24 protein-coding genes are annotated in these 20,422 nt (G+C 57.6%); 10 read left to right on the top strand and 14 right to left on the bottom strand.

What is annotated here, in order from left to right:
• Positions 1-2: 2 nt before the first annotated feature.
• Positions 3-1,205 (top strand): tRNA (adenosine(37)-N6)-threonylcarbamoyltransferase complex transferase subunit TsaD, encoded by a 1,203-nt coding sequence (tsaD, locus tag A9Q02_RS01155; protein WP_097650538.1) that lies wholly within the window; start codon positions 3-5, stop codon positions 1,203-1,205.
• 113 nt (positions 1,206-1,318) lie between these two features.
• Positions 1,319-1,855: an OsmC family protein gene (locus A9Q02_RS01150; protein ID WP_097650537.1), complete on the top strand. Its 537-nt coding sequence runs from the start codon at positions 1,319-1,321 to the stop codon at positions 1,853-1,855.
• 29 nt (positions 1,856-1,884) lie between these two features.
• Here A9Q02_RS01150 and A9Q02_RS01145 read toward each other — a convergent pair whose 3' ends face one another.
• Entirely contained in the window at positions 1,885-2,400 is a 516-nt protein-coding gene (locus A9Q02_RS01145) for a gamma carbonic anhydrase family protein (RefSeq protein WP_097650536.1), read from the bottom strand.
• A gap of 144 nt (positions 2,401-2,544) precedes the next feature.
• Here A9Q02_RS01145 and A9Q02_RS01140 point away from each other — a divergent pair, with 144 nt between their 5' ends.
• The 3 genes from A9Q02_RS01140 to crcB (A9Q02_RS01130) are packed head-to-tail and all read left to right on the top strand — an operon-like array spanning position 2,545 to position 4,668.
• Positions 2,545-3,840, top strand: coding sequence for a DUF190 domain-containing protein (locus A9Q02_RS01140; protein WP_097650535.1), 1,296 nt, complete (start codon positions 2,545-2,547; stop codon positions 3,838-3,840).
• 10 nt (positions 3,841-3,850) lie between these two features.
• The gene (gene crcB / locus A9Q02_RS01135; protein ID WP_172450472.1) at positions 3,851-4,300 is read left to right on the top strand and encodes a fluoride efflux transporter CrcB; all 450 of its coding nucleotides are present in this window, start codon (positions 3,851-3,853) and stop codon (positions 4,298-4,300) included.
• A complete protein-coding gene (gene crcB / locus A9Q02_RS01130; RefSeq protein WP_097650533.1) occupies positions 4,297-4,668 on the top strand; it encodes a fluoride efflux transporter CrcB in 372 nt (123 codons plus the stop codon). Before crcB (A9Q02_RS01135) ends, crcB (A9Q02_RS01130) begins: the two co-directional genes overlap by 4 nt.
• A 46-nt stretch (positions 4,669-4,714) precedes the next feature.
• Here crcB (A9Q02_RS01130) and A9Q02_RS01125 read toward each other — a convergent pair whose 3' ends face one another.
• The 5 genes from A9Q02_RS01125 to A9Q02_RS01105 all read right to left on the bottom strand — a co-directional run bounded on the left by A9Q02_RS01125 (position 4,715) and on the right by A9Q02_RS01105 (position 9,115).
• A complete protein-coding gene (locus tag A9Q02_RS01125; protein ID WP_216361423.1) occupies positions 4,715-5,167 on the bottom strand; it encodes an acyl-CoA thioesterase in 453 nt (150 codons plus the stop codon).
• 122 nt (positions 5,168-5,289) lie between these two features.
• Complete coding sequence (locus tag A9Q02_RS01120; protein ID WP_097650531.1) at positions 5,290-6,216, bottom strand: AfsR/SARP family transcriptional regulator; 927 nt, start codon at positions 6,214-6,216, stop codon at positions 5,290-5,292.
• Between the two features lie 225 nt (positions 6,217-6,441).
• On the bottom strand, positions 6,442-7,461 hold the full coding sequence (gene rfbB, locus A9Q02_RS01115) for a dTDP-glucose 4,6-dehydratase (RefSeq protein ID WP_097650530.1): 1,020 nt from the start codon (positions 7,459-7,461) through the stop codon (positions 6,442-6,444).
• Between the two features lie 26 nt (positions 7,462-7,487).
• Entirely contained in the window at positions 7,488-7,976 is a 489-nt protein-coding gene (purE, locus tag A9Q02_RS01110) for a 5-(carboxyamino)imidazole ribonucleotide mutase (protein WP_097650529.1), read from the bottom strand.
• Complete coding sequence (locus A9Q02_RS01105; protein ID WP_245860171.1) at positions 7,976-9,115, bottom strand: 5-(carboxyamino)imidazole ribonucleotide synthase; 1,140 nt, start codon at positions 9,113-9,115, stop codon at positions 7,976-7,978. Before A9Q02_RS01105 ends, purE begins: the two co-directional genes overlap by 1 nt.
• Positions 9,116-9,291: 176 nt before the next feature.
• Here A9Q02_RS01105 and A9Q02_RS01100 point away from each other — a divergent pair, with 176 nt between their 5' ends.
• From A9Q02_RS01100 to A9Q02_RS01080, 5 genes are all read left to right on the top strand, one after another.
• Positions 9,292-10,623, top strand: a complete 1,332-nt coding sequence (locus A9Q02_RS01100) for a hypothetical protein (protein WP_097650528.1) — start codon at positions 9,292-9,294, stop codon at positions 10,621-10,623.
• Positions 10,624-10,868: 245 nt separating this feature from the next.
• Positions 10,869-11,084 carry a hypothetical protein gene (locus A9Q02_RS01095; RefSeq protein WP_097650527.1) on the top strand — a complete coding sequence of 72 codons (216 nt, stop codon included), beginning with the start codon at positions 10,869-10,871 and terminating at the stop codon, positions 11,082-11,084.
• Between the two features lie 130 nt (positions 11,085-11,214).
• Complete coding sequence (locus tag A9Q02_RS01090) at positions 11,215-12,120, top strand: DMT family transporter (RefSeq protein WP_097650526.1); 906 nt, start codon at positions 11,215-11,217, stop codon at positions 12,118-12,120.
• Positions 12,121-12,158: 38 nt separating this feature from the next.
• On the top strand, positions 12,159-14,111 hold the full coding sequence (locus A9Q02_RS01085) for a DUF4838 domain-containing protein (protein WP_097650507.1): 1,953 nt from the start codon (positions 12,159-12,161) through the stop codon (positions 14,109-14,111).
• A 738-nt stretch (positions 14,112-14,849) separates the two neighbouring features.
• Entirely contained in the window at positions 14,850-15,350 is a 501-nt protein-coding gene (locus A9Q02_RS01080) for a CvpA family protein (RefSeq protein ID WP_097650498.1), read from the top strand.
• Between the two features lie 109 nt (positions 15,351-15,459).
• Here the strand turns inward: A9Q02_RS01080 and A9Q02_RS01075 are convergent, their stop codons facing one another.
• The 8 genes from A9Q02_RS01075 to A9Q02_RS01040 form a co-directional block, all read right to left on the bottom strand.
• Positions 15,460-16,725: a glycosyltransferase family 4 protein gene (locus A9Q02_RS01075; protein WP_097650608.1), complete on the bottom strand. Its 1,266-nt coding sequence runs from the start codon at positions 16,723-16,725 to the stop codon at positions 15,460-15,462.
• Positions 16,726-16,874: 149 nt separating this feature from the next.
• The gene (gene rplL / locus A9Q02_RS01070) at positions 16,875-17,276 is read right to left on the bottom strand and encodes a 50S ribosomal protein L7/L12 (protein ID WP_097650493.1); all 402 of its coding nucleotides are present in this window, start codon (positions 17,274-17,276) and stop codon (positions 16,875-16,877) included.
• Between the two features lie 69 nt (positions 17,277-17,345).
• Positions 17,346-17,876 carry a 50S ribosomal protein L10 gene (rplJ, locus tag A9Q02_RS01065; RefSeq protein ID WP_097650492.1) on the bottom strand — a complete coding sequence of 177 codons (531 nt, stop codon included), beginning with the start codon at positions 17,874-17,876 and terminating at the stop codon, positions 17,346-17,348.
• A 210-nt stretch (positions 17,877-18,086) separates the two neighbouring features.
• Complete coding sequence (gene rplA / locus A9Q02_RS01060; protein WP_097650491.1) at positions 18,087-18,803, bottom strand: 50S ribosomal protein L1; 717 nt, start codon at positions 18,801-18,803, stop codon at positions 18,087-18,089.
• Between the two features lie 70 nt (positions 18,804-18,873).
• Positions 18,874-19,299 (bottom strand): 50S ribosomal protein L11, encoded by a 426-nt coding sequence (gene rplK / locus A9Q02_RS01055; RefSeq protein WP_097650490.1) that lies wholly within the window; start codon positions 19,297-19,299, stop codon positions 18,874-18,876.
• A 122-nt stretch (positions 19,300-19,421) separates the two neighbouring features.
• On the bottom strand, positions 19,422-19,994 hold the full coding sequence (gene nusG, locus A9Q02_RS01050; protein WP_097650489.1) for a transcription termination/antitermination protein NusG: 573 nt from the start codon (positions 19,992-19,994) through the stop codon (positions 19,422-19,424).
• A 34-nt stretch (positions 19,995-20,028) separates the two neighbouring features.
• The gene (secE, locus tag A9Q02_RS01045) at positions 20,029-20,253 is read right to left on the bottom strand and encodes a preprotein translocase subunit SecE (RefSeq protein ID WP_097650488.1); all 225 of its coding nucleotides are present in this window, start codon (positions 20,251-20,253) and stop codon (positions 20,029-20,031) included.
• Between the two features lie 92 nt (positions 20,254-20,345).
• Positions 20,346-20,422, bottom strand: a 77-nt coding sequence (locus A9Q02_RS01040) for an EF-Tu C-terminal domain-related protein (RefSeq protein WP_141508654.1), incomplete at its 5' end; no start/stop codon positions are given.

Raw genomic sequence — 20,422 nt, 5'->3', positions numbered from 1 at the left:
TAATGACTGTTGAACCAAAGACCATCCTGGCGCTCGAAACATCGTGTGATGAGACTGCGGCTGCCGTCGTCCAGGGCGGGCGCCGTATGCTCTCGAATGTTGTGGCTTCGCAAATGGCGATGCATCAGCGCTTCGGTGGCGTTGTGCCCGAGGTTGCCTCGCGTCAACATATCCTGAGCTTGATGCCTGTGGTCGAACGGGCCCTCGAGGTTGTCCCCGGTGGCTGGGAAGGCATCGACGCGATTGCTGCGACCTATGGCCCCGGGCTTAGTGGGGCGCTGCTGACCGGGCTCAATGCGGCCAAGGCGATGGCCTGGCACCGCGGCTTGCCGTTTGTCGGCGTCAATCATCTCGAAGCCCATATCTATGCGAACTGGCTGCTTGAAGATCCACGCACCGACGTGCCCGCACCTGAATTTCCGCTCGTCGCCCTGGTCGTCAGTGGCGGGCATACGTTGCTTGCCCTGCTCCGCGATCACGGCGACTACGAGCTTCTGGGGCAGACCCGTGACGATGCCGCCGGTGAGGCGTTCGATAAAGTGGCCCGGATGCTCGACCTGGGCTACCCTGGTGGTCCGGCCATTCAGCATGCCGCCCAGGGCGGAACCTCGGCGATGACACTGCCGCGTGCCTGGTTGCGTGATAGCTTTGACTTCTCCTTTAGCGGCTTGAAAACAGCCGTGCTTCATCGTGTGCAGGAACGGCGCGAGCGCGACGCCCAGTTGCTTCGCCCGTCTTCCGAAAAGTCGTCCGCTTCGCCTGGCCAGCCGCCACCGTCCACACCAACCAGTCGGCCACAACCGCAGATCTTGCGCGGCAAGCGCTCGCTTGAACGCTCACGTGAGCCCACCGAGCCAACTGCCCCGGTTGCGCCTGCGCCCAAGTCCGCGCTTGACCCACGTTTTGTCGGCCAGATGGCCCACGCCTTCCAGGAGTCGGTCGTTGATGTGCTCACGACCAAGACCGTTGAAGCGGCCACCCGGTATAACGCCACGGCCATTCTGGTCGCCGGAGGAGTGGCCGCCAATGTACGCCTGCGCGAAGAGTTGTCCCGGCGCGCCAGCGTGCCCGTCCACGCTCCATCACTGGCCCTCTGTACCGACAATGCCGCCATGGTCGCCGCCGCCGCTTTTTACCGTTTTCACGCCGGCCTTCAGAGTGGCTGGGATCTCGATGTTGTGCCCTCGCTTCGCCTTGGCCAGTAGAGTGTAAGACAAGGCTTTCGACGATAGGAAAGAGGCCGAGCGCATCAGGAAGCGATGCACGCCTCTGAACGGTAAAGCAGCCTGAGACCTTGCCCAAGAAAGGAAGACGTAGCATGCCTCCGACGTGGAACTTGCCCGAGTATCTTGAACGTAAACGTGATCTGGTCGAAGCCTATCGCGAACAACTGCGCAGTCCCGACGCGGCCCCGGCCCCCCTGCGGGCCACAGTCAAGGTCGCCGCAGGCACGGGTGCCCGCCCGATCCAGATGCGCGAACACATCGTCATGACCGACGCCGGTGCGATACTTGGTGGCCACGGGCTTGGGCCAACCGCCCCCGAATTGCTCCTCGGCGCCCTGGCGAGTTGCCTCGCCCATTCGGCTCTGGTGATCGCTGCTGACCGTGGGCTGCATCTCGAACAGCTTGAGATCGAGGTCACCGGCCAACTCGACTACCGGGGTACGCTTGCAGTGACCGACAATGTCCCGGTTGCCCCAACCGACCTCGCCTACCTGCTACGGGTCACTGGTACGCTCTCCCCCGAAGAGGTGGCGACGCTCGAACGCGATATCGCCGAACTCTGCCCAATCTTGCGTGCGCTGACCAACCCGACCCCAGTGACTGGTCGTACCGAAGTTGTTGTACCATAATCAGGCAAAAGGTTGTTCGCCTCGCGGCCTCACGTCATCCGACGCCGATACAACTCTTTGCGGGCCACGTAGTGCTCGGCAGGTGTACGGATGCGCGCCGCCTGTTCGGGGCTGAGGGGGCGGATGCGCCCGGGAATGCCGAGCACTAACGAGCCGGGCGGAACTTCCATGCCCTCCGTCACAAGTGCTCGTGCTCCGATCATCGAGCCGCGCCCGATGCGCGCCCCATTCAAAACCACCGCTCCGATGCCAATCAAGACTTCGTCCTCGATCTCTGCACCATGCACAATCGCGCCATGCCCGAGCGTCACCCAATCACCAATGATGGCCGGAAAGCCCGGGTCGCCGTGAATGATGCAGCCATCCTGGACATTCGAGTAGGCCCCGATGGTGATCGGCACCGTATCGGCGCGCAGTACGCTCATTGGCCAGACACTACTCTCAGCCCCGATGGTAATGGTTCCCGCAAGGAAGGTGTTGGGAAAGATATAGGCAGTTGGGTGAATGTCAAACTCGTCGTGTAAGACTGGTTGTTGCTCGTTCATACGTGCCTTTGCATAGATATAGATAGGTTCGATTGTACAATACTCTTGCCGTGTGCTTCAAGCCCCCAAATCTATGGTATCCTGGCAACTATACGGCAGGTTCAGGCGAGCGACGAACGCCTGGCGATCAAGGTGGAGTCACATATGGATACCGCGACAACGCAGCAGGTCTGGATCTATATCGGCGAGGGCGATAGTCGGCATGGGCAGTCACTGACGCAGTGGGTTCTTGATGCCCTCCGTGCGGCGGGATGCCCGGGGGCCACCGTGCTTCGTGGCATTGGTGGGTATGGGGTCAATGGCATGATGCGCTCCGATCTTATTGTGGATGCGCCTGGCCAACTTCCGGTCATCATTACGTTTATTGATCGAACTGATCGCGTCGAGTTGGTGCTGCCAACCCTGCGCGAACTGGTGACTGAGGGACTGATCGCGGTCAGCCCGATCCAGGTGATCCAGCATAGCTATCGCGAGGGTGGCCCCTTTCCACGCCACCTCACTGTTGCTGATGTGATGAGTCGTGATGTCGCTCGGGTTGGCCCCAATGCGCCAGTCAGTGAGATCGTGAGCCTCTTGATTGATCGCGCCTTGCGCGCCCTGCCCGTTGTCGATGATGATCTGCGCGTGATCGGGATCATTACCGATGGCGATCTGTTGACCCGCGGAGGTACGACGTTGCCCTTACGCCTCCAGAAGCTCTTTCCCCTTGATGAACGTGCCGCTCAGGTTGCTGCTCTTGCTCAACAGCCCCAACGCGCCGCCGATGTGATGACGCTCGACCCGGTCATTCTCACCATGACGACCTCGCTCGCGCATGCCGCTGAGGTGATGGCGAAACATAATATGAAGCGCATTCCGGTGGTAAATGCGGCGGGCAAACTTGTTGGCATGGTCAGTCGTTATGATCTGCTCAAGACGGTCACCGAAGGACTCCGTCAGCGCCCCGAACAGCAGTTGCGCCGCTCTAATGGCGAGCTTTCAACCGTAGGGAGCCTTTCGATTGCCCCGATTCCTGTGGTGCGCGAGATAACCTCACTTGCCGAAACGCTTGACCAGTTGCTCGCTACGCGCAAGCGCCGTATTGTGGTCGTAAACTATGACAAACAGGTTATTGGCATCATCACCGATGGGGATGTTCTGCGTCGCGCAACGCGACCTGTCCCGGGTAGTGCGCTGCAACGCCTGGCGACGCTGTTGAGTGGCGGCAATCGCCCCGAAGGGCTTGAACTCGATCTCAAAGGCCGAACGGCCGCCGATGTGATGACGAGTCCGGTGATTACCGTGACCACCGATACGCTAACCACCGAGGCCATCCAGTTGATGATTAGCTACAAGATCAAGCGTCTACCAGTGATTGACCAGCAAGGCCACGTCGTTGGCATCATCGGGCGCGCCGATGTGCTGCGGGCGCTTGAGCAAGGCCAGCACGAAGCCGAGTAGTGATGCGCGCATGAAATCCTTTTTTAATTGGCTTCGTTCGGCAGAGGTCTTCTTGCCGTCCACTGAACTTGCCATTGCGCTCGGTGCGGTGCTTGGGGCCAGCACCCGTTTTACCCTTACCACTCTGGTTGCGCCAATGCATCCTGCCGGGTTGCCTCTGGGAACCCTACTCGTCAATCTGATTGGCTGTTTCTTTATCGGTGCGGCCCAGACGCTCTTTTTGGAATTGATCAGTGTGCGCCGGCAGATCCAAGTGCTGGTGACCGTTGGGTTTCTCGGTGGCCTGACCACCTTCTCTTCGGTCAGCGTCGAGTTGGTACGGCTGATCCAGGCGGGGGCGTTGCCCATTGCCGCCGCCTATCAACTTGGCTCGCTCGTCGGTGGCATCGTGGCCGTGCTTGCAGGGATTGCCTTGACCCGTCTGATCCGTCGTCTCGTGATCGCGAGGGTGCGACCATGAGTTATCTCTTGCTCGGCCTTGGCGCAATCGCTGGTGCATTGAGCCGCTACCATCTGGTACGTGCGATGCAAGCCCGCTATGGCAGTACTTTTCCTGTGGGCACCTTTGTTGTCAACCTTAGCGGGAGCCTGTTGCTCGGTATCCTTGCCGGGCTCATTGCCACCCATCCCGACTGGCCGATCAGTTCGCTTCAGGCTCTTGCTGGGGTTGGTTTCTGTGCCACCTATACCACCTTTTCGTCTTTTATCTTCGAGACGGTTCAGCTCTGGCGCCAGGGCAACCAGCGCAGCGCGATGCTCAACCTCTGCGGCCAACCCATCCTCGGTTTCGCCTGTGCCTGGTTTGGCATCTTTTTGGGGGGGGCGTGAAGCGTACAGGTGCTCGGTGAACCTGCTTTGCCGGTTCAGCGAGCACTCAGAGTGCTAGCTTGGCCATTCTTTGCAGCGCTTCTGCTTCATCGGCAATTACGGTAAACGCCTCACGAAATGTTTCAGGAATAAGACAAGGCCGCCCGATCGTTGCATCAACATAGACCCAGAGCGTTTCGGCGCGGGCGAGGATTTTACGATCGTCGGCGCGTAGAAAGAGGTATTTCCGCGGCGACATCTGCTCACCAAAGCCTGCGATCCAGGTGCCAAGCAGCATGGTCTCGCCCGCAAAGGCCGGACGCAGATACTCGATCGCATGGGAACGGATCACCCAACTGGTACGGGTCTGCTGATAACGCGCCAGATCCCACCCCTGCGCAGCCGAGTGGGCCGTGGCAATCTCTTGCATCCAGCGCAAATATTCTAGATTATTGACATGACCATTGACATCAATTGCTTGCTCGGGGGCGATCAACGTCTGTGTAAACAGACCGCGCATCAAACGGCTCCTTCTCTTCTGACTGCAAAAACAATGAGCGGCACAGCCTGTATTATACACGACGGCCATCCTGAGCAACCTCTGACCTTGAGCGCGAGGCATGGTCATCGTAAAGATGGCGCTTACGACGATCCCCCGCGTCGCAAGGCCTGCTCAACCATGTGCAACGCCTGACGTACCGCCTGCCCATGACGATCCACGGACACCTGGAGCTGCCGTAGGTGCAGCGCGAGTTCACTGAGACTGATTTCCTCTCCAGCATGGGCGTGATCGGTTGCGCGTGCTAATTCATCAATGGGTTGGTTGGTTTTCAGACGCTCAACCAGAGCCTGCATCAGGGGGCCTGGGGTCGTCTCGAACTCTTCCGCAAGCATCGTGGCGCACCGCTCGTACTGTCGCAACGCGCCGCTCCGATCACCGGCACGCCAGTACAGGCGCATCATCCGCCGATAGCACTGCTCATTCACGTTGTCGTACTGCTGAAAAGCTGCGCCATAGGCCAACCCCCGCTCGTATTCACCGTGGTACTCACAGTAACCCATCAGTTTATCGAGCAGCGCTAGATACATCTGTTGCAGACGCTCACGCTCGACCAGGCACCAATCCTGGTAACAGCCGTCAAAGAGATCCCCTCGATAGAGATCCACGGCCTGCGCGGCAGCGCTTGCATGCGCATGACTCAACTGTTCACCAGGCTGCCCCTTCGTCTGCTCAAAGACAGCCTCGATCTCAGCGACATCCAGCCAGAGCGGAAGATGCGGTTTGATCTGAATCCAGTCAGCCTCGATCGCCAAAAGCTCGGCAGCGATGGGCTCGGCTGGCAGATGTTGCAATTGCCAGAGCGTGCGTCGCAGATTCGCCCGCGATTGCGCGGTGCTCGTATTGCTCCAGAGGATACTCGCTAACCCTTCGCGTGCATGGGGCCGTCGGCGATGGATTAGTAGGTAACAGAGCAATTCCTGTACCTTGCGCACATCCAGCCCCGTTACTTCAATGTTGTCGTAACGCACATGCAGACGGCCAAAGAGCTGCACAGCAATGTTGCTCATGCCACCTCCTCACTGAGGCTAGAAGCTGGAAATGCCTTTTGCCGCATCAGGAAGCGAAGTGGATGTCACCCTTCGTAGGAGCCAGAAGTAGATTGAGGGGGTGCGACGGGATCAGTATAGCAGTTGATACAAAAGAAAGTCAATTACAAACTGGTTAAACTCTTGATGCCCTTACATTTTGCTTACCCCTGCCAGCCACGCTGGCAGGGGTAGGCAAACATAACTCTAGCCCTGGCGCTCATCATACTGCTTCCGATAGTATTCCAGGTATTCCCCTGATTTGATCGGTCGCCACCAGGCTTCGTTCTCCACATACCAGCGTACGGTCAATTCAAGGGCCTGATCAAAGGTGTGGCGCGATTGCCAGCCCAGGGCACGCAGTTTGCTGCAATCGAGCGCGTAACGCCGATCATGCCCTGCCCGGTCGGTCACGTGGGTAATCAAGCTGTGTGGTTTGCCCAGCAGATCGAGGATCTTGTGGGCCATCTCGATGTTCGGCGTCTCGACTTCGGTGCCAACATTGTAGAATTCGCCCAGTTCACCTTTGTGCAGCACCAAATCAATGCCTTCGCAATGATCAAACACATATTGATAGTCGCGTACCTGCAGGCCGTCGCCATAAATCGGCAGCGGCAGGTTGTCAAGCGCATTGGTCGTAAAGAGCGGCACTGCCTTCTCGGGGTAGTGGAACGGGCCGATGTTGTTCGAGCCTCGTGTCGTCGTGACCGCCAAGCCGTAGGTTACAAAATAGGCATACACCAGATGCTCGGCCCCGGCCTTGCTCGCCGAATATGGGCTCCGTGGTTCGAGCGGATCACCCTCTTTCGACCGTTGTGGTACCGCGATGGTTCCGTAGACTTCGTCGGTACTGATCTGGTGAAACCGCTCAAGTTGCTGCTCACGCGCTACTTCCAGCAGCGCCCACGTCCCATTCACATTTGTGGCAATGACGGCATCCGGGGTCATGATCGACCGATCAACATGGGTCTCAGCTGCAAAATTGATGATCGTGTCGATCGCATACTGCTGCACCACCTGACGCACCGCTGCCAGATCGCAAATATCACCCTGTACAAAAGCGTACCGTGAGCCAAATGCTTCAGCGCGTGCCAGGTTCTCCAGCCGTCCGGCATACGTAAGTTTATCAAAAACAATGATTCGATAGTCACTATACTTTTCTAGCATATAGTGAACAAAATTAGACCCGATAAAGCCTGCCCCTCCGGTCACAAGTAAGTTACGCATAAGCCCTTCTTTAGAAAGAGTGAACCCTACCCTTGCTCCAGACGCTCATTCTTTGCACGGGACGTTGCGGCGAGCGCTTCTTTGTAGGTGCTCATCCGTGTCATCAAAGCTGGATCGCTTGTTGCAAGTATTTGTACGGCCAGCAAGCCTGCATTCTGTCCACCACCAATGGCAACCGTCGCTACTGGTACACCGGCTGGCATTTGCACAATCGAGAGCAGCGAGTCGAGCCCGCTGAGTGCTTTCGTTTGCACAGGTACACCAATCACAGGTAGGGCCGTGCAGGCTGCAAGCATGCCTGGTAGATGCGCTGCCCCACCCGCACCCGCAATAATCACGCGTAAGCCGCGCTCGTGTGCGGTCACGCCATACTCAAGCATGTCCCGAGGTGTTCGGTGGGCCGAAAGGATGCGCACTTCGGTCGCTATCCCAAATTCGGCACAGACGTCAATCGCGGCCTGCATCGTCGGCAGGTCGCTATCGCTTCCCATTACAATGCCAACCAGGTTTGTCATTAGATTGCCACCAGATCTGTGGCCTGACGTGCACGGGCCTCTGCTTCAGCTAGCGTTGCCCCATACGCCGTGACGTGGCCCATCTTGCGCCCGATCCGTACTTCGCGTTTGCCATACAGATGCACATGCGCCCCCGGGATCGCCAGCGCTCCTTCCAGTGCTTCAGGTTTAACTACTCCATTACGCTGACCAAGCAGGTTGATCATCACTGCCGCTGGCTCACGGAGGCGCACCTCGCCCAGCGGCCACCCAAGGACTGCACGTATATGATTCTCAAACTGCGAACAGACACAAGCCTCGATCGTATAATGCCCCGAATTGTGTGGTCGTGGTGCCATCTCATTGTACTGCATGCGTCCGTCAGGTAACGCAAAGAGTTCGACGCCAAAAATGCCTATTCCATCAACCGCCCGTACCGCATTCACGGCCAGTTCCGTCGCTCTATTCGCTTCGGCTGGGCTAAGCGGTGCAGGCACACGCACCACATGGCAGATATGATCACGCTGCACTGTCTCGACAACCGGGTACGCCTTTGTTTCCCCCGTACGCCCACGCACCACCATCACGGCTAGTTCCCGCACAAACGGCACCCACGCCTCCACAAGCAAGGCGTTCCCGCCCTTGCTCAGCCGTTCCCACGCTGGCCCGACCTCCTCGGCAGTGCGCAGGGTTGCGTTGCCATAACCATCATAGCCATTTCGCCGCGCCTTCAAGACCATTGGCCAGCCTAGGATCTGGCCGGCCTGCAACACCTCGTCGGGTGATGCTACCCCCTGAAAAGCAGGGACACTGAGCCCTGCTGCCGCAATCCGCTCTTTCTGCGTCAGTTTGTCTTGCACCACCGCAACGGTCGCCGCGGTGGGAAAAACCGGTAAACCCCGGTCTTCCAGCGTCGCAAGAATTGTCGCATCAACAAACTCGTTTTCCAGCGTCACCAGATCGCACTGCTCGGCAAAGCGAGTCAACGCCTCGGTATCATCCCACGCCCCCACAACCTCACGCCGCGTCAGTCGCCCGGCCGGGCTGTCTGCGAAGCGCTCGAAAATGACCGTCTCGAGCCCCAGCGTAATCGCTGCTTGTGTTAGCATCCGGGCGAGTTGCCCGCCCCCAAAAATTCCAATGCGCATCATGCCGGCCATGATAGCGGTACATGCTTCTCGGTGCAAGTTCAGCACCGAACCCAATTCTTTGCAAGAATGCAATCATGTAGTGCCGACTGCAGTCGGCACTCCCATAGACCCGATGTATTTTTCCTGCCTCAACTTGCTCTGTTGATTGCAAGCTTCACTGCGATTTTAAATGTTAAAGGCTTCTTATGCGTAATCAACGAAATTACTTTCTTCGTCCGGTTCTTGTCGCCTTCATGACCTTGTTCGCTCTGAGCCTCGCCTTCCCGTCGCCAATGCCTGTCCAGGCCAGTGCTCCACGCTGTACCGATGGCTATGCCCTCTGGGCGAGCAACCAGCGAGGCGACAACATCATCGAGATGTCGGGTAGCGAGAATCGCATTAATGGTAAAACCCGTTCCAATGCCGATCTCCGTATTAGTGGCTCGAAGAATCAGTTGACCGAAGCCGTTGAGTATGGCACCCTCTTTCAGGATGGTGGCGATGCGAATCGTTATCCTACCCCTCAGCGGGTTGCTGTTAGCCAGCCACCTGTGAGCTACGCGATCAGCGCCTATCGCCCCGGTGGAAGCGCTGCCCAAGCAGCTCAGGCCGATGGCCGCTATCAGGTCATCAACGGTGACCTGGATGTCTCTGATCCAACTACGCTCAATGGACTCTACTATGTCACTGGTGATGCCAAGTTGAGTGCAAGCGCGATCCGGGGTACCTTCACCATTGTGGCTGAAGGCAGTCTCGATGTCAGTGGCTCCGAGTTGCAAGCAACCGCCTATGCCGATGGGTTGCTCTTCTTTGCCAACAAGCAGGCGCAAGGGGCTTCTGTCATCAAACTGGCTGGCAGCGAGAGTACGCTGCGTGGTGTTATCTATGGGCCAGGTGGTACCGTTGAACTCTCGGGTAGCAAGAATAATGTCATAGGTATGATCCTCGGCGATGCCCTCAAGCTCAATGGTTCGCAACTTATCGTCAGCTTTGCCGAGCCGTATTGTCCCGGTAATCCAGGTACACCCCCAATCGTTGATCCGAACCCCGCGAGCATCAAGCTCGCTGATAACGATATCAGTCACCTTGTCAGCGTCATTAACAACGTGACCTTCGTCACCATTCAGTTCAGGGTCGCTAATACAGGCCAGGGCCGTGCCGATGATGTCCGTCTGATCATTGATCGTGTTCGCGATGATGATGATGATGACTTTGTCTTCGATAATTTCACGGTCCTTCAAGGGAGTGGCGTGTTGCAAGAGCGCTCAGATGACCAGTTAGTTGCTAGCCTCGGCCAGGGCGGTACCCTTCCTGCCAATAGCTCGGTTCTCGTCAGTGCAACCTACCGCCTCCGCGCAAATATGCAGGATAATCACGCCTCTAACCAGCTTACCTTCAAACTTGCAACACGCGTGCTCTTTAGCGATACAATGGGCGCGCGTGCGACGACCATTCCGCTTACCCTCCTCCCCGTTGCCACTTCCAACCTTGCTGAACCCTCTAGCCGTGTCTATCTTCCCTTTGTTATTCGCCGCTGACCAACGCAGTTTTCACCAAGCAGACCTGCGCTTTGCCAGCAATTGCTGGCAAAGCGCAGGTCTGCTTGGTGAAATGTAACTCCTGGTAATTCCTGCTAATTCCTTGTAACTCCTTGTAACTCCTTACGCTACACTATTCCTGTAGGGACAAAATAGCGCACTGCGTTAAACAAAGTCGCTTTTACCATGCAAGTATAACGTGCCAGTCGCCTGTTGTTGCGACGAACACGAGGAGGTACATTGCCATGCTCACCGCCAGTCAGCGCGAGCGAATTCTTAGCCACCTGCGGCGAGGCTGGAAGCTACCCGATAGCCTGGTTCTTGAACTCTGGGAAGCCTACGAAACCCTCGAGAGCCAGACACCCACTACCGATCGCATGTCATTAGATGAGCGTGAAGAGCAGGAACTCGCCTATACGCCTCATCGCAGCGCACATAACGGTCAACGTCGTTCCTTGTAGACTAACCTAAGACTCAGCTTGATTGCACCTCAGGCAACAACAGCTAGTGTAACTGGCTGTTGTTGCCTGAGGTGCAATCAGTTGTATAATAACAATCTTGTGAACAATGTCTACGCATACCAGGATCTCTATGGCAGTCTCGACCAGGGTTGAACAGCCCGTTACTCGTCTTGGTCTCCCCATCACCGATCTCACCATGCTGCTGGTGGTCTTGATCTGGGGCATTAACTTTACCGTTGTGAAAATTGTCCTGCAAGAGATCCCTCCCCTCCCTTTTGCGGCCCTGCGCTTTTCTGGTGCTGCCCTCCTGCTCTGGTTGATCCTGCGCCTCCGCGAAGGCCCCCAGTCTCTCCCCAGAGGGTTGCTCTGGAAGCTTACCTGGGTCGGTATTGCCGGTAATACGATCTATCAGGTTGCATTTACCTATGGCCTCAAGTTGACGACCGCTGCGAATGCGTCGCTGATTATTGCGACGACCCCCGCCCTCGTCGCGGGCTTTGGTGCGCTGCTTGGCATCGAGCGCGTGCGCCGCATCGGGGTCATCGGGATCTTTCTGGCCATCAGTGGTGTTGCCCTTATCCTTGTTGCGCAGGGCCTCCAATTTCGAAGCGAGAGCATCGTTGGCGATCTGCTCTTGATTGGCTGTGCGATCGCCTGGACGATCTATACCCTCGGGGTACGTACCCTTGGTGGAAGCTTGTCGCCCTTGGCAATTACAACCTGGACAATGGTTGCCGGTCTGCCCGGTTTGGTTCTGGCCGCCCTTCCTGATATGCTACGTACCAATTGGGCAACAGTTAGCCTCAATGTCTGGGCTGGCCTTGCCTATTCAATGGTGCTTGGTATCGTGGTTGCCTATGTGCTCTGGAATAATAGTGTGCGCGTTGCAGGCAGTAATCGAACGGCCATCTATGGCTGCGCCATTCCCCTCGTCGCAACCCTCGTCGCCTGGCCTGTCCTCGGCGAAACCCCAACCTATCTCCAGGGCTTTGGTGCTATCTTGATTGTGGTGGGTGTGCTGCTCAGTCGTCGCTGAGGTGCCGCTGGCGCTCGCTTGCTCGCTAGGAAGAAACTATGCTCGATCTCTGCCTCGATGCTAGTTGGTCACTTCAATTGACCAGTGACCATCGTACGGCCCGGCTCGCTGCGACAGAATTGCAGACCTTCCTTGTGCAGCTTGGTGCCCCTCCGTTGCCGGTCACATCTGCCCCCCATGGCCCGCGTATTTTGCTCGATCATGGCCCCTCGGGCGATGCTTTTGTCCGGATCACCGATGATAACGGCCTCCGCCTGCGTGGCGATGGTCCTCGTGGCTTGCTCTACGCGGTCTATGATCTGCTCGAGGCCCTCGGTTGTCGCTGGCTGACGCCTGAGCTGGACGGTACCCACGTTCCCTCCCACTCTACCGTCTGTCTCCCCGGTCTCGCCGTTGCTGATCGCCCCGCTTTTGCTCATCGCAGCCTGATCATTGGTCACGATCTCTTCCTGGCTCAGGCCGAAGCATGGATCATCTGGGCGGCCCGGAATCGCCTCAATACACTCTTTATCCATACCACAATTCACGAACCGGCGTTCGGTGCCTGTCGCCTTGCGACCTGGCGTGCCTGCCGGCGTCAACTGTTGCCGTTGATCCAAGATCGTGCGTTGCGCCTCGAAATTGGCGGCCATCATCTGCGCGATCTTTTGCCCCGCCGTTTCTTTCGCAAGGCCCCCGAACTCTTTCGCTATGATGGTACCCGTCGTACCCCCGACTACAATTTCTGCGTCTCTAGCCCCCAGGCGCTTGCCTATGTGCAACAGTCTGCCGAGGCTTTCGCCCGCGCGTATCCCGAAGCCGAGATCTACCATCTCTGGCCTGATGATCTGCGTGACGGGGGGTGGTGCCACTGTCCAGCCTGTGCCCGACTCACGCCCTCTGATCAGGCCCTGATCGCGACGAATGCTGTGGCCGAAGCAGTTCGTACGCATCAACCCCAGGCTATGGTCAGCTATCTGGCCTATCACGATACCGAGGCCCCCCCAACGTCTGCCTCGCCCCATCCCGCCGTCCAGTTGCTCACCGCGCCGCGCTTGCGTAGCTATGCCGCTGCTATTGATGCCCCAGTCAATCAGATTGTCACTGCACACCTGACCGGCAATCGTCCGCTCTTTGCGCACCAGGCTGTCTTTGAATATTATCTCGATGGACTTCTTTTTAAAGCAAGCCCGCCCCCGCTCACCAGGATCATCGCCGCCGACCTGCAAGCCTACCGTGTCAACGGGGTGAGTTCGGTGCATGCCCTGCTCACTGGTGATCGTCCCTTTGCCTGGACGCCCCTCAATGCCTACCTCTTCGCCCGGCTTGCCTGGGCCCCCGATAGCGATCCCGTCGCCCTCCGTGAGACCTACGCCATAGCGCGTACCACGTCGCCCGCGTTGGCGACCCATCTTGTTGAGGCCTATGACGCTCTCGAAGCTGCCTGGCAACCAGTGCTTGCCCGCGACCCCGCAAGCGACCATGCGATGCGCCTGAACCTCATCCCATCGCTTGATCCCGTCAATGCCCCGCCAATGGATGTCCTTGATATGCTCACCGAGCCGCAGCGCACCGCCGAGCAACGCCTTGAAGCAATGCTTGCCAGCGCAAGCCAGGTGCAACAAGGCCAGCAAGCCTGGGCCAGCCTTGCGCCACTGCCTGACACAGCGCTCGCTGCCGAAGCCGCCGAATGGCAACTGGCGGCCGAGTTACTCCAGTTTTTTCGTCTCCGTCAGCAACTCTATGTGCTCGTGGCCCGCAAAGCCGCGCCTGCAACCCTGCACACAACGCTGCAAGAAGCGCAAGCAAGCCTCGATGCCCTGCGCACCTGGGCGCACCAGCATGTCCCCCCGGCAGCGCGTCCAGGGCATCTCTTGCTCCGCACGATCTTCCAATTGCACCTCGACCATATCGCCGATCTTCACCTGCTCAAGCCCTGGCACCGCCTCGGGCTCCGTGCTCGTCGTGCCAGCGACCTTGCCCTGATGCTCTCCCGTATCATCCGGCCCTAACATGGTCTTGCCGCAATGCCCCCGCACTCGTCCACCAAATGGCGGCCCACCGCTATTGCCCTCCCCTCACTGCCCTGGTGCTGCGGCGCCACTCGCTGGCGTCATGCCCTCGTAAGGCCGAAGCACCGCCCCTACGGAGGTGCCATGCACGGGGCCATGGGGCGGTGCTTCGGCCCTCCGGTCGTCGTGATGGATACGCACGCATCCAAGGATGGCGTCACCTCAAAGGGTGCCCCCAAATGGCGGCCCACCGCTGTCATGCCCGCGCACGCGGGCACCCAGGGATCCCCAGGGGCAGCAGGGATCCACGGGGCAGCAGAGCGATGTCCGGCGCAACCTGACAGGTGGGCGCCGCAGGGAGGATCCTGAGGGTAGCGGAGGATCGTCCCGGTGCCCACCTGTCAGGTTTGACGGAGTGCTCCCGTTCTCCGCAAGGCGCATGAGTGGTTGGCACATACCCAAACGGCGGTGAACCGCACGGGAACGCCCGTGCCTGAACAGGTGCAACCCTTTGAGCGCATGCTGCCATTGCGAAACCCTTTGAAGCCGCTGGTTCCCAAGCATTGTGTCTTAGCTTGTGCCAAATGCGAGCACAGTTGGCGTTTAGTACAATCTAAGACCATGTTACCGTTGCCTATGTCGGATTGTCACCCCGAGCGCAGCGCAGGGTCGTGGCGCAGGAAAGGGGTATCTTCAATCATCGTTGATATAAGGCATAGATAATCATTGGATTTACCTATGAATACGTTTGATTATGCAATTCTGCTTGGGAGTGGTGTTTTTGTTCTGCTTGGAGTCTATTGGGGCTTAATCAGGCAGCTTCTCTCGCTTATCGGTCTCGTTGTTGGCATTGCGATGGCCGGGCGCTACGGCCCCGAGGTTGCCGCTTGGCTCTCCTCATTTATCACCGACCCGCTCGTTGCCGGTGTCCTCGGCTTTGTTGGGGTTCTGCTCCTCGTCAGTAGCCTGGCAAGCCTCCTTGCCTCGGTACTCCGCATGTTTGTTGGCCTGCTCTTTCTTGGCTGGCTTGATCACTTGCTTGGTGGCGTTCTCGGCCTCATCCAGGCGATCCTGGCTGCTGCCATCATCGTTGTCGCGATGGTTGCCTTCCCCCTGCCGACCTGGTCAAACGCCATCGAAGGCTCGCTCTTGGCTGAAAATCTCTTGCGCATCGGCGCTCTTTTTCAAGTCTTCTTACCCTTTGCCATGCCATCACTCGCGTACCATGTTGGCTTTTGAAGTAAGACAAGGTTTCAGGATGCAGACCTCATAGGTCTCGCCCGTGTCGCGCATACCGGATTATGTACTGAAAGACCATAAGTCGGCACTACGGCTCGGTGCGCCATGCTCAATGGTACACGGTATGATACAGGTGCTCGTAGCGCGGCAACACCGCCTCGTACGCAAAATGGGTGCGCGCAAAAGCACGCGCACCTTCGCCGAGCCTGTTCCGGGCAACGGGGTCAAGCAAAAGCTCGGCCATACGCTGGGCAAAGATGCGAGGTGTGGCGGCGACTGCCCCCGTGATGCCGTCATGAATGATATCCTGCGTACCGCCAGTTGGCATCGCCAGAATCGGCGTGCCCATGCCCGAGGCTTCCAACAAGACCCGACTGAGCGGTTCGCCCCAGGTCGACGGAAAGAGCAACAGCGTACTCTGTTTCATCAGACGCAACACTTCATCGTGGCTGGCCCAGTTGAGCATCTGTACCTGGATGCCCAGTGTACCTAGTTCAGCCGTCAGACGGTCACGCAGTGCCCCATCACCTGCAATAACGAGCGTGAAAGGTGGTACGTTGGGCATGCCAGGTGCGCGCAGTTCACGAAAGATCGCCGGAAGCAACCCTGCCCCTTTGTTGGCTTCGAGCTTGCCCACAAAGAGCAGCAGGTCACCTTCCCACTTCGTTGCTGGCGGGGCAGTTGCAATCGTTGCATTTGCCGCCATATCAAGCATATTGGGCAAGACATGCAAGCGTTCAGGTTGTACCATTCCGGCCAGGCGTTTGGCAATATAACTACTTACCGCGATCACGGCATCGGCACGGGCAAGATACTGTGCCCGTCGTCGCTGATGCGCCAGCATATAGGGAAGCCCCGCCAGGGCTAGAATTCCACGCAATGGCCCAAGGCGTGTGGGCAATTCGGTGGCAAGCCCGGGCCATCCGGGACGACCATAGGGAACCTGATCACCGTGGAGACCAGTGGCAAAATAGTGCCAGGGCCAGTGGTCGCGCACCGTCACCACCACTGGAACCCCCAGTTGTTCGCCCGCGAGCACGGCGGCGGGCGTAGTCTGCACATGCTGGGCATGCAACACCTGTGGTAGCGGCCCACGGCGCGCCTCGGCGACAATGGCTTCAGCCAGCACAGGCCAGAAGCGCTCGTGCCGGAAATAGTTCTGAACAACAGGAAGCGAAGGCGCAGCATACCCGACGCGCACCGCAGGTACCCCAAGCGCATCAGCGTGAACTACACCTCGCTGACCACGGATAGGCACCAGTGCTGTTACCTCATGGCCCCTGGACAGCAACGCACGCGCCAGGGCGTGGCTACTCCAGGCAGCCCCCCCTCGGCCATCAGGTGGAAACACATCTGTTGGAAGCAGAATTCGCATCAGTAGAACCACGGCGCTGCCGTGGCCGCGCATGCTCAGTCGGCGCTGCCGTGGCCGCGCATGCTCAGTCGACGCTGCCGTGGCCGCGCCTCCTCAGTCGGCACCTGCCGTAGGGCCACGGCACCTGCCGTGGCCCTACGGCACCAAACCTACTTGATCGCCGCAGTTGCGCCAACCTCGGTAAGCTTCGCCTTGGCGGCCTCGGCCTCCTCTTTGGAGACGGCCTCTTTGACCGACTTAGGCGCAGCCTCGACCAGATCCTTGGCCTCCTTGAGCCCGAGGCTGGTCAACTCACGTACCACCTTAATCACCTGGATCTTATTGGCCCCAACTTCCTGCAGGATTACATCGAACTCACTCTGCTCTTCCACCGGAGCGGCGGCGACGGCATCGCCGCCAGCAGCGGCAGCCATCGGCATTGCGCCCATCATCATCGGCGCAGCAGCCGTCACGCCCCACTTCTCTTCCATCGTCTTCTTGAGCTCAACCAGCTCAAGCACATTCAGCGTTTCGATCGACTCGACAATCGCGGCAATCTTCTCACTCGACATGATGTATCTACTCCTTTATCCATTGCAAAGTTGCGCTAGCAATAGCTGCCAGCAAAACACGAGTTACGTTTACTCACCTGCTGGCTGCAGTTGATCAATGCGGGCCTGCACGACATACGCGATATTAGAGATAGCTGCATTCAGCACCCCAACCACACCAGAGACTGGTGCCGCGACGCCACCGACAATACTCGCGAGCGCTTGCTCACGTGAAGGCAACTTCGTCACCGCATCAAGCCCATCGGCCTGAAGCGGACTAAAGCCCAGCAGACCACCCTTTACCTTAAACGGGCGTGCAGTCACCTTGCTGGCATCAAGCAGCACTTTGGCAACTTTCGCCACATCGTCATAGGCAAAGACAACCGCGGTTGGCCCCTCAAGGTTCGGCTCAAGCCCTTCCTTGCCGGTATTGCGGGCAGCTAGGCGGAGCAAGGTATTCTTGGCGACGACCAATTCGGCACCGTTTTCGCGGAGTTTCGCACGCAGCGCTGACAAATCAGCGACATTGAACCCACGGTAATCGGCCACAACCGCCAGTTGCGAACGCTCCATCTTCTCGCTTAACTCAGCTACAAGATCAAACTTGCGTTGCGTTGGCACAGTATTCACCCCCTCTCATACGCAGAACAAACAAAAAGGCCGCCAATGTCCTAGACATGGCGACCAGAGGCAAGAGCACACCGTGCCCATATGAACGACAGCCTTGGGCTGCCCAGATCATGCCTCAGATCTACCTCGGTCGGCGGCCCGCAGGCCATTAAGGACAAATGCCACCAGACTGTCTAGGGTAGGTATATGAACAATGAGTCGTTAATTCAGTGCGGCACTCTGCGCCAGCAATGGATTGACCGGAACACCAGGCCCCATCGTGCTCGTCAGAGTCACACTTCGCACAAAGGTTCCTTTGGCTCCGGCAGGTTTCGCACCTTTTACCGCATCCATCAGCGCCACAAAGTTCTCGTGCAACTGTTCGGGCGTAAAGCTCAACTTGCCAATTGCCACGTGCAAAATACCGGTCTTATCGTTGCGGAACTCGACGCGGCCACCGCGCACCTCGCGGATCGTCTTGGGTAGATCCTCGCCAGGCACGATCGTGCCACTCTTGGGGTTGGGCATCAAGCCACGTGGGCCAAGCTTCCGACCGATGCGACCAACCTTGCCCATCATATCTGGGGTTGCGATGGCAACGTCGAAATCAAAGAAGTTCTCTTTGTCAATGCGTGCAATCAATTCATCATTGCCCGCAAAATTAGCCCCTGCATCAAGCGCCGCCTGCACGGCATCATTTTGGCAGAAGACCAGCACACGTACCATCTTGCCAGTCCCATGGGGCAGCGCAACGGTAGTGCGAATATTCTGGTCAGCATGGCGCGGATCAATCCCAAGGCGAAGATGCACTTCAACTGAGGGGTCAAACTTGACGTAGCTCGTCTCTTTGACTAGCGCGAAGGCCTCTTCAAGCGTATAGAGGCGATCCGGCTCGACCCGCGCAGCTGCTTCACGATATTTTTTACCTTGTTTTGCCATCTTAATAACTCCTGGTGGTACAGGCGGGCTTTGCAAGCCCTCCCACGTTACAGCCTGGTGCGCGTTGCACCTAGTCAACAATCTTAATACCCATACTGCGTGCCGTACCAGCAAGAATCTTCTCGGCACCTTCCAAATCCAGCGCATTCATATCCGCCAGTTTCTGTTCGGCAATCTGGCGGAGTTGGACCCGTGAAATTTGGCCTACACTGGTACGATTTGGGGTTCCCGAACCCTTCTGCGCACCTGCGGCTTTGCGCAACAGGTCAGCTGCAGGTGGGGTCAGCAACTTGGCGGTAAAGGAGCGATCACTAAAGATAGAGACTTCAACCGGCACGATACTACCGGCTTGTGCAGCCGACTTCTCGTTGTACTCCTTCACAAACCCCATAATATTGATGCCATATTGACCCAACGCAGGGCCAACAGGCGGGGCCGGTGTTGCTTTCCCAGCGGGAAGTTGCAATTTGACGACACCAACCAGTTTCTTTGCCACAGTAGCTCTCCTCTGTGTGGAGGCGGCCTGCCTCCTCCCTCATCGTCCCAACTCACGTGCGGGCGACGAGGTGTACAGTATCTAATGAAGCCCGTCGAGCGGCCTTCACAACGACAGATCGATCAATCAACCAGGCGCGTAACCTGGAGAAAGTCAAGTTCAACCGGAGCTTCACGTCCAAAGAACGAGACCAGAACTCGCACGCGTCCGCGCTCGTGATCAATGGCGTCAACTACACCTTCAAAATCGGTGAAGGGGCCATCAATAATTTTGACAGCCTGACCCTTTTGATAGCTAACGCGCACCTTGGGTGCTTCACCCTCCATCTGCTTGAGGATCGTCTTGACCTCATCATCCTCAAGCGGAGTTGGTTTATTTCCGTGACCGACAAAACTAGTCACACCAGGTGTATTGCGCACAACATACCACGAGTCATCAGTCAAATGCATTTGCACGAGCACATACCCGGGATAGATCTTTTTATTGACCGTCCGGCGTTGCCCATTCTTGATCTCAATCTCTTCTTCAGTTGGCACGATCACACGAAAAATCTGGTGATCCATCTCCATCGAATCGATGCGATGCTCCAGATTCTGTTTGACCTTATTCTCATACCCCGAGTACGTATGAATCACGTACCAGCGCCGATCTTCGGCCTCTTTTTCGGTTGTTTTTGGTGGAGTTTCCTCAGACACACCGGACTCCCACAATGGTTAGCTCTTCTAAAACTTACGAAACCAGACTTACCAGGGTGGTGTAGAGGAACAAGAAGATCGAGTCGCCAACAGCCAGGATTGCTCCAATAATCGTTGAAATCGTCAAAACCACGATTGTCAACCGAATCGTCTCTTCACGTGTCGGCCACACAACCTTGCGCAACTCACTGCGTGTTTCACGCAGCCTGCGCACAATGACGTTTTCCTGCTGTTCCTTTGAATCTTTAACCACTGACATGTCGTTTCCTATTGCAGATTGAAGATTGCAGCCGGGTGTAAAACGCATACTTATCAAGCTACGCACACCAGGCTGCAACCTGCAATAGATTCTTACGCTATGATCTTGGTGACGACACCGGAGCCAACGGTACGTCCACCCTCACGGATGGCAAACCGCAGACCTTCTT

Source organism: Candidatus Chloroploca asiatica (genome assembly GCF_002532075.1).
GTDB lineage: Bacteria > Chloroflexota > Chloroflexia > Chloroflexales > Chloroflexaceae > Chloroploca > Chloroploca asiatica.
Note: the sequence above shows the minus strand (reverse complement) of the source record. Positions and strands in the feature narration are given on the sequence as shown.

Coding starts and splice junctions, on each gene's coding strand:
- tsaD (WP_097650538.1), top strand. CDS start 3: ATGACTGTTGAACCAAAGACCATCCTGGCGCTCGAAACATCGTGTGAT.
- A9Q02_RS01150 (WP_097650537.1), top strand. CDS start 1,319: ATGCCTCCGACGTGGAACTTGCCCGAGTATCTTGAACGTAAACGTGAT.
- A9Q02_RS01145 (WP_097650536.1), bottom strand. CDS start 2,400: ATGAACGAGCAACAACCAGTCTTACACGACGAGTTTGACATTCACCCA.
- A9Q02_RS01140 (WP_097650535.1), top strand. CDS start 2,545: ATGGATACCGCGACAACGCAGCAGGTCTGGATCTATATCGGCGAGGGC.
- crcB (WP_172450472.1), top strand. CDS start 3,851: ATGAAATCCTTTTTTAATTGGCTTCGTTCGGCAGAGGTCTTCTTGCCG.
- crcB (WP_097650533.1), top strand. CDS start 4,297: ATGAGTTATCTCTTGCTCGGCCTTGGCGCAATCGCTGGTGCATTGAGC.
- A9Q02_RS01125 (WP_216361423.1), bottom strand. CDS start 5,167: ATGCGCGGTCTGTTTACACAGACGTTGATCGCCCCCGAGCAAGCAATT.
- A9Q02_RS01120 (WP_097650531.1), bottom strand. CDS start 6,216: ATGAGCAACATTGCTGTGCAGCTCTTTGGCCGTCTGCATGTGCGTTAC.
- rfbB (WP_097650530.1), bottom strand. CDS start 7,461: ATGCGTAACTTACTTGTGACCGGAGGGGCAGGCTTTATCGGGTCTAAT.
- purE (WP_097650529.1), bottom strand. CDS start 7,976: ATGACAAACCTGGTTGGCATTGTAATGGGAAGCGATAGCGACCTGCCG.
- A9Q02_RS01105 (WP_245860171.1), bottom strand. CDS start 9,115: ATGGCCGGCATGATGCGCATTGGAATTTTTGGGGGCGGGCAACTCGCC.
- A9Q02_RS01100 (WP_097650528.1), top strand. CDS start 9,292: ATGCGTAATCAACGAAATTACTTTCTTCGTCCGGTTCTTGTCGCCTTC.
- A9Q02_RS01095 (WP_097650527.1), top strand. CDS start 10,869: ATGCTCACCGCCAGTCAGCGCGAGCGAATTCTTAGCCACCTGCGGCGA.
- A9Q02_RS01090 (WP_097650526.1), top strand. CDS start 11,215: ATGGCAGTCTCGACCAGGGTTGAACAGCCCGTTACTCGTCTTGGTCTC.
- A9Q02_RS01085 (WP_097650507.1), top strand. CDS start 12,159: ATGCTCGATCTCTGCCTCGATGCTAGTTGGTCACTTCAATTGACCAGT.
- A9Q02_RS01080 (WP_097650498.1), top strand. CDS start 14,850: ATGAATACGTTTGATTATGCAATTCTGCTTGGGAGTGGTGTTTTTGTT.
- A9Q02_RS01075 (WP_097650608.1), bottom strand. CDS start 16,725: ATGCGAATTCTGCTTCCAACAGATGTGTTTCCACCTGATGGCCGAGGG.
- rplL (WP_097650493.1), bottom strand. CDS start 17,276: ATGTCGAGTGAGAAGATTGCCGCGATTGTCGAGTCGATCGAAACGCTG.
- rplA (WP_097650491.1), bottom strand. CDS start 18,803: ATGGCAAAACAAGGTAAAAAATATCGTGAAGCAGCTGCGCGGGTCGAG.
- secE (WP_097650488.1), bottom strand. CDS start 20,253: ATGTCAGTGGTTAAAGATTCAAAGGAACAGCAGGAAAACGTCATTGTG.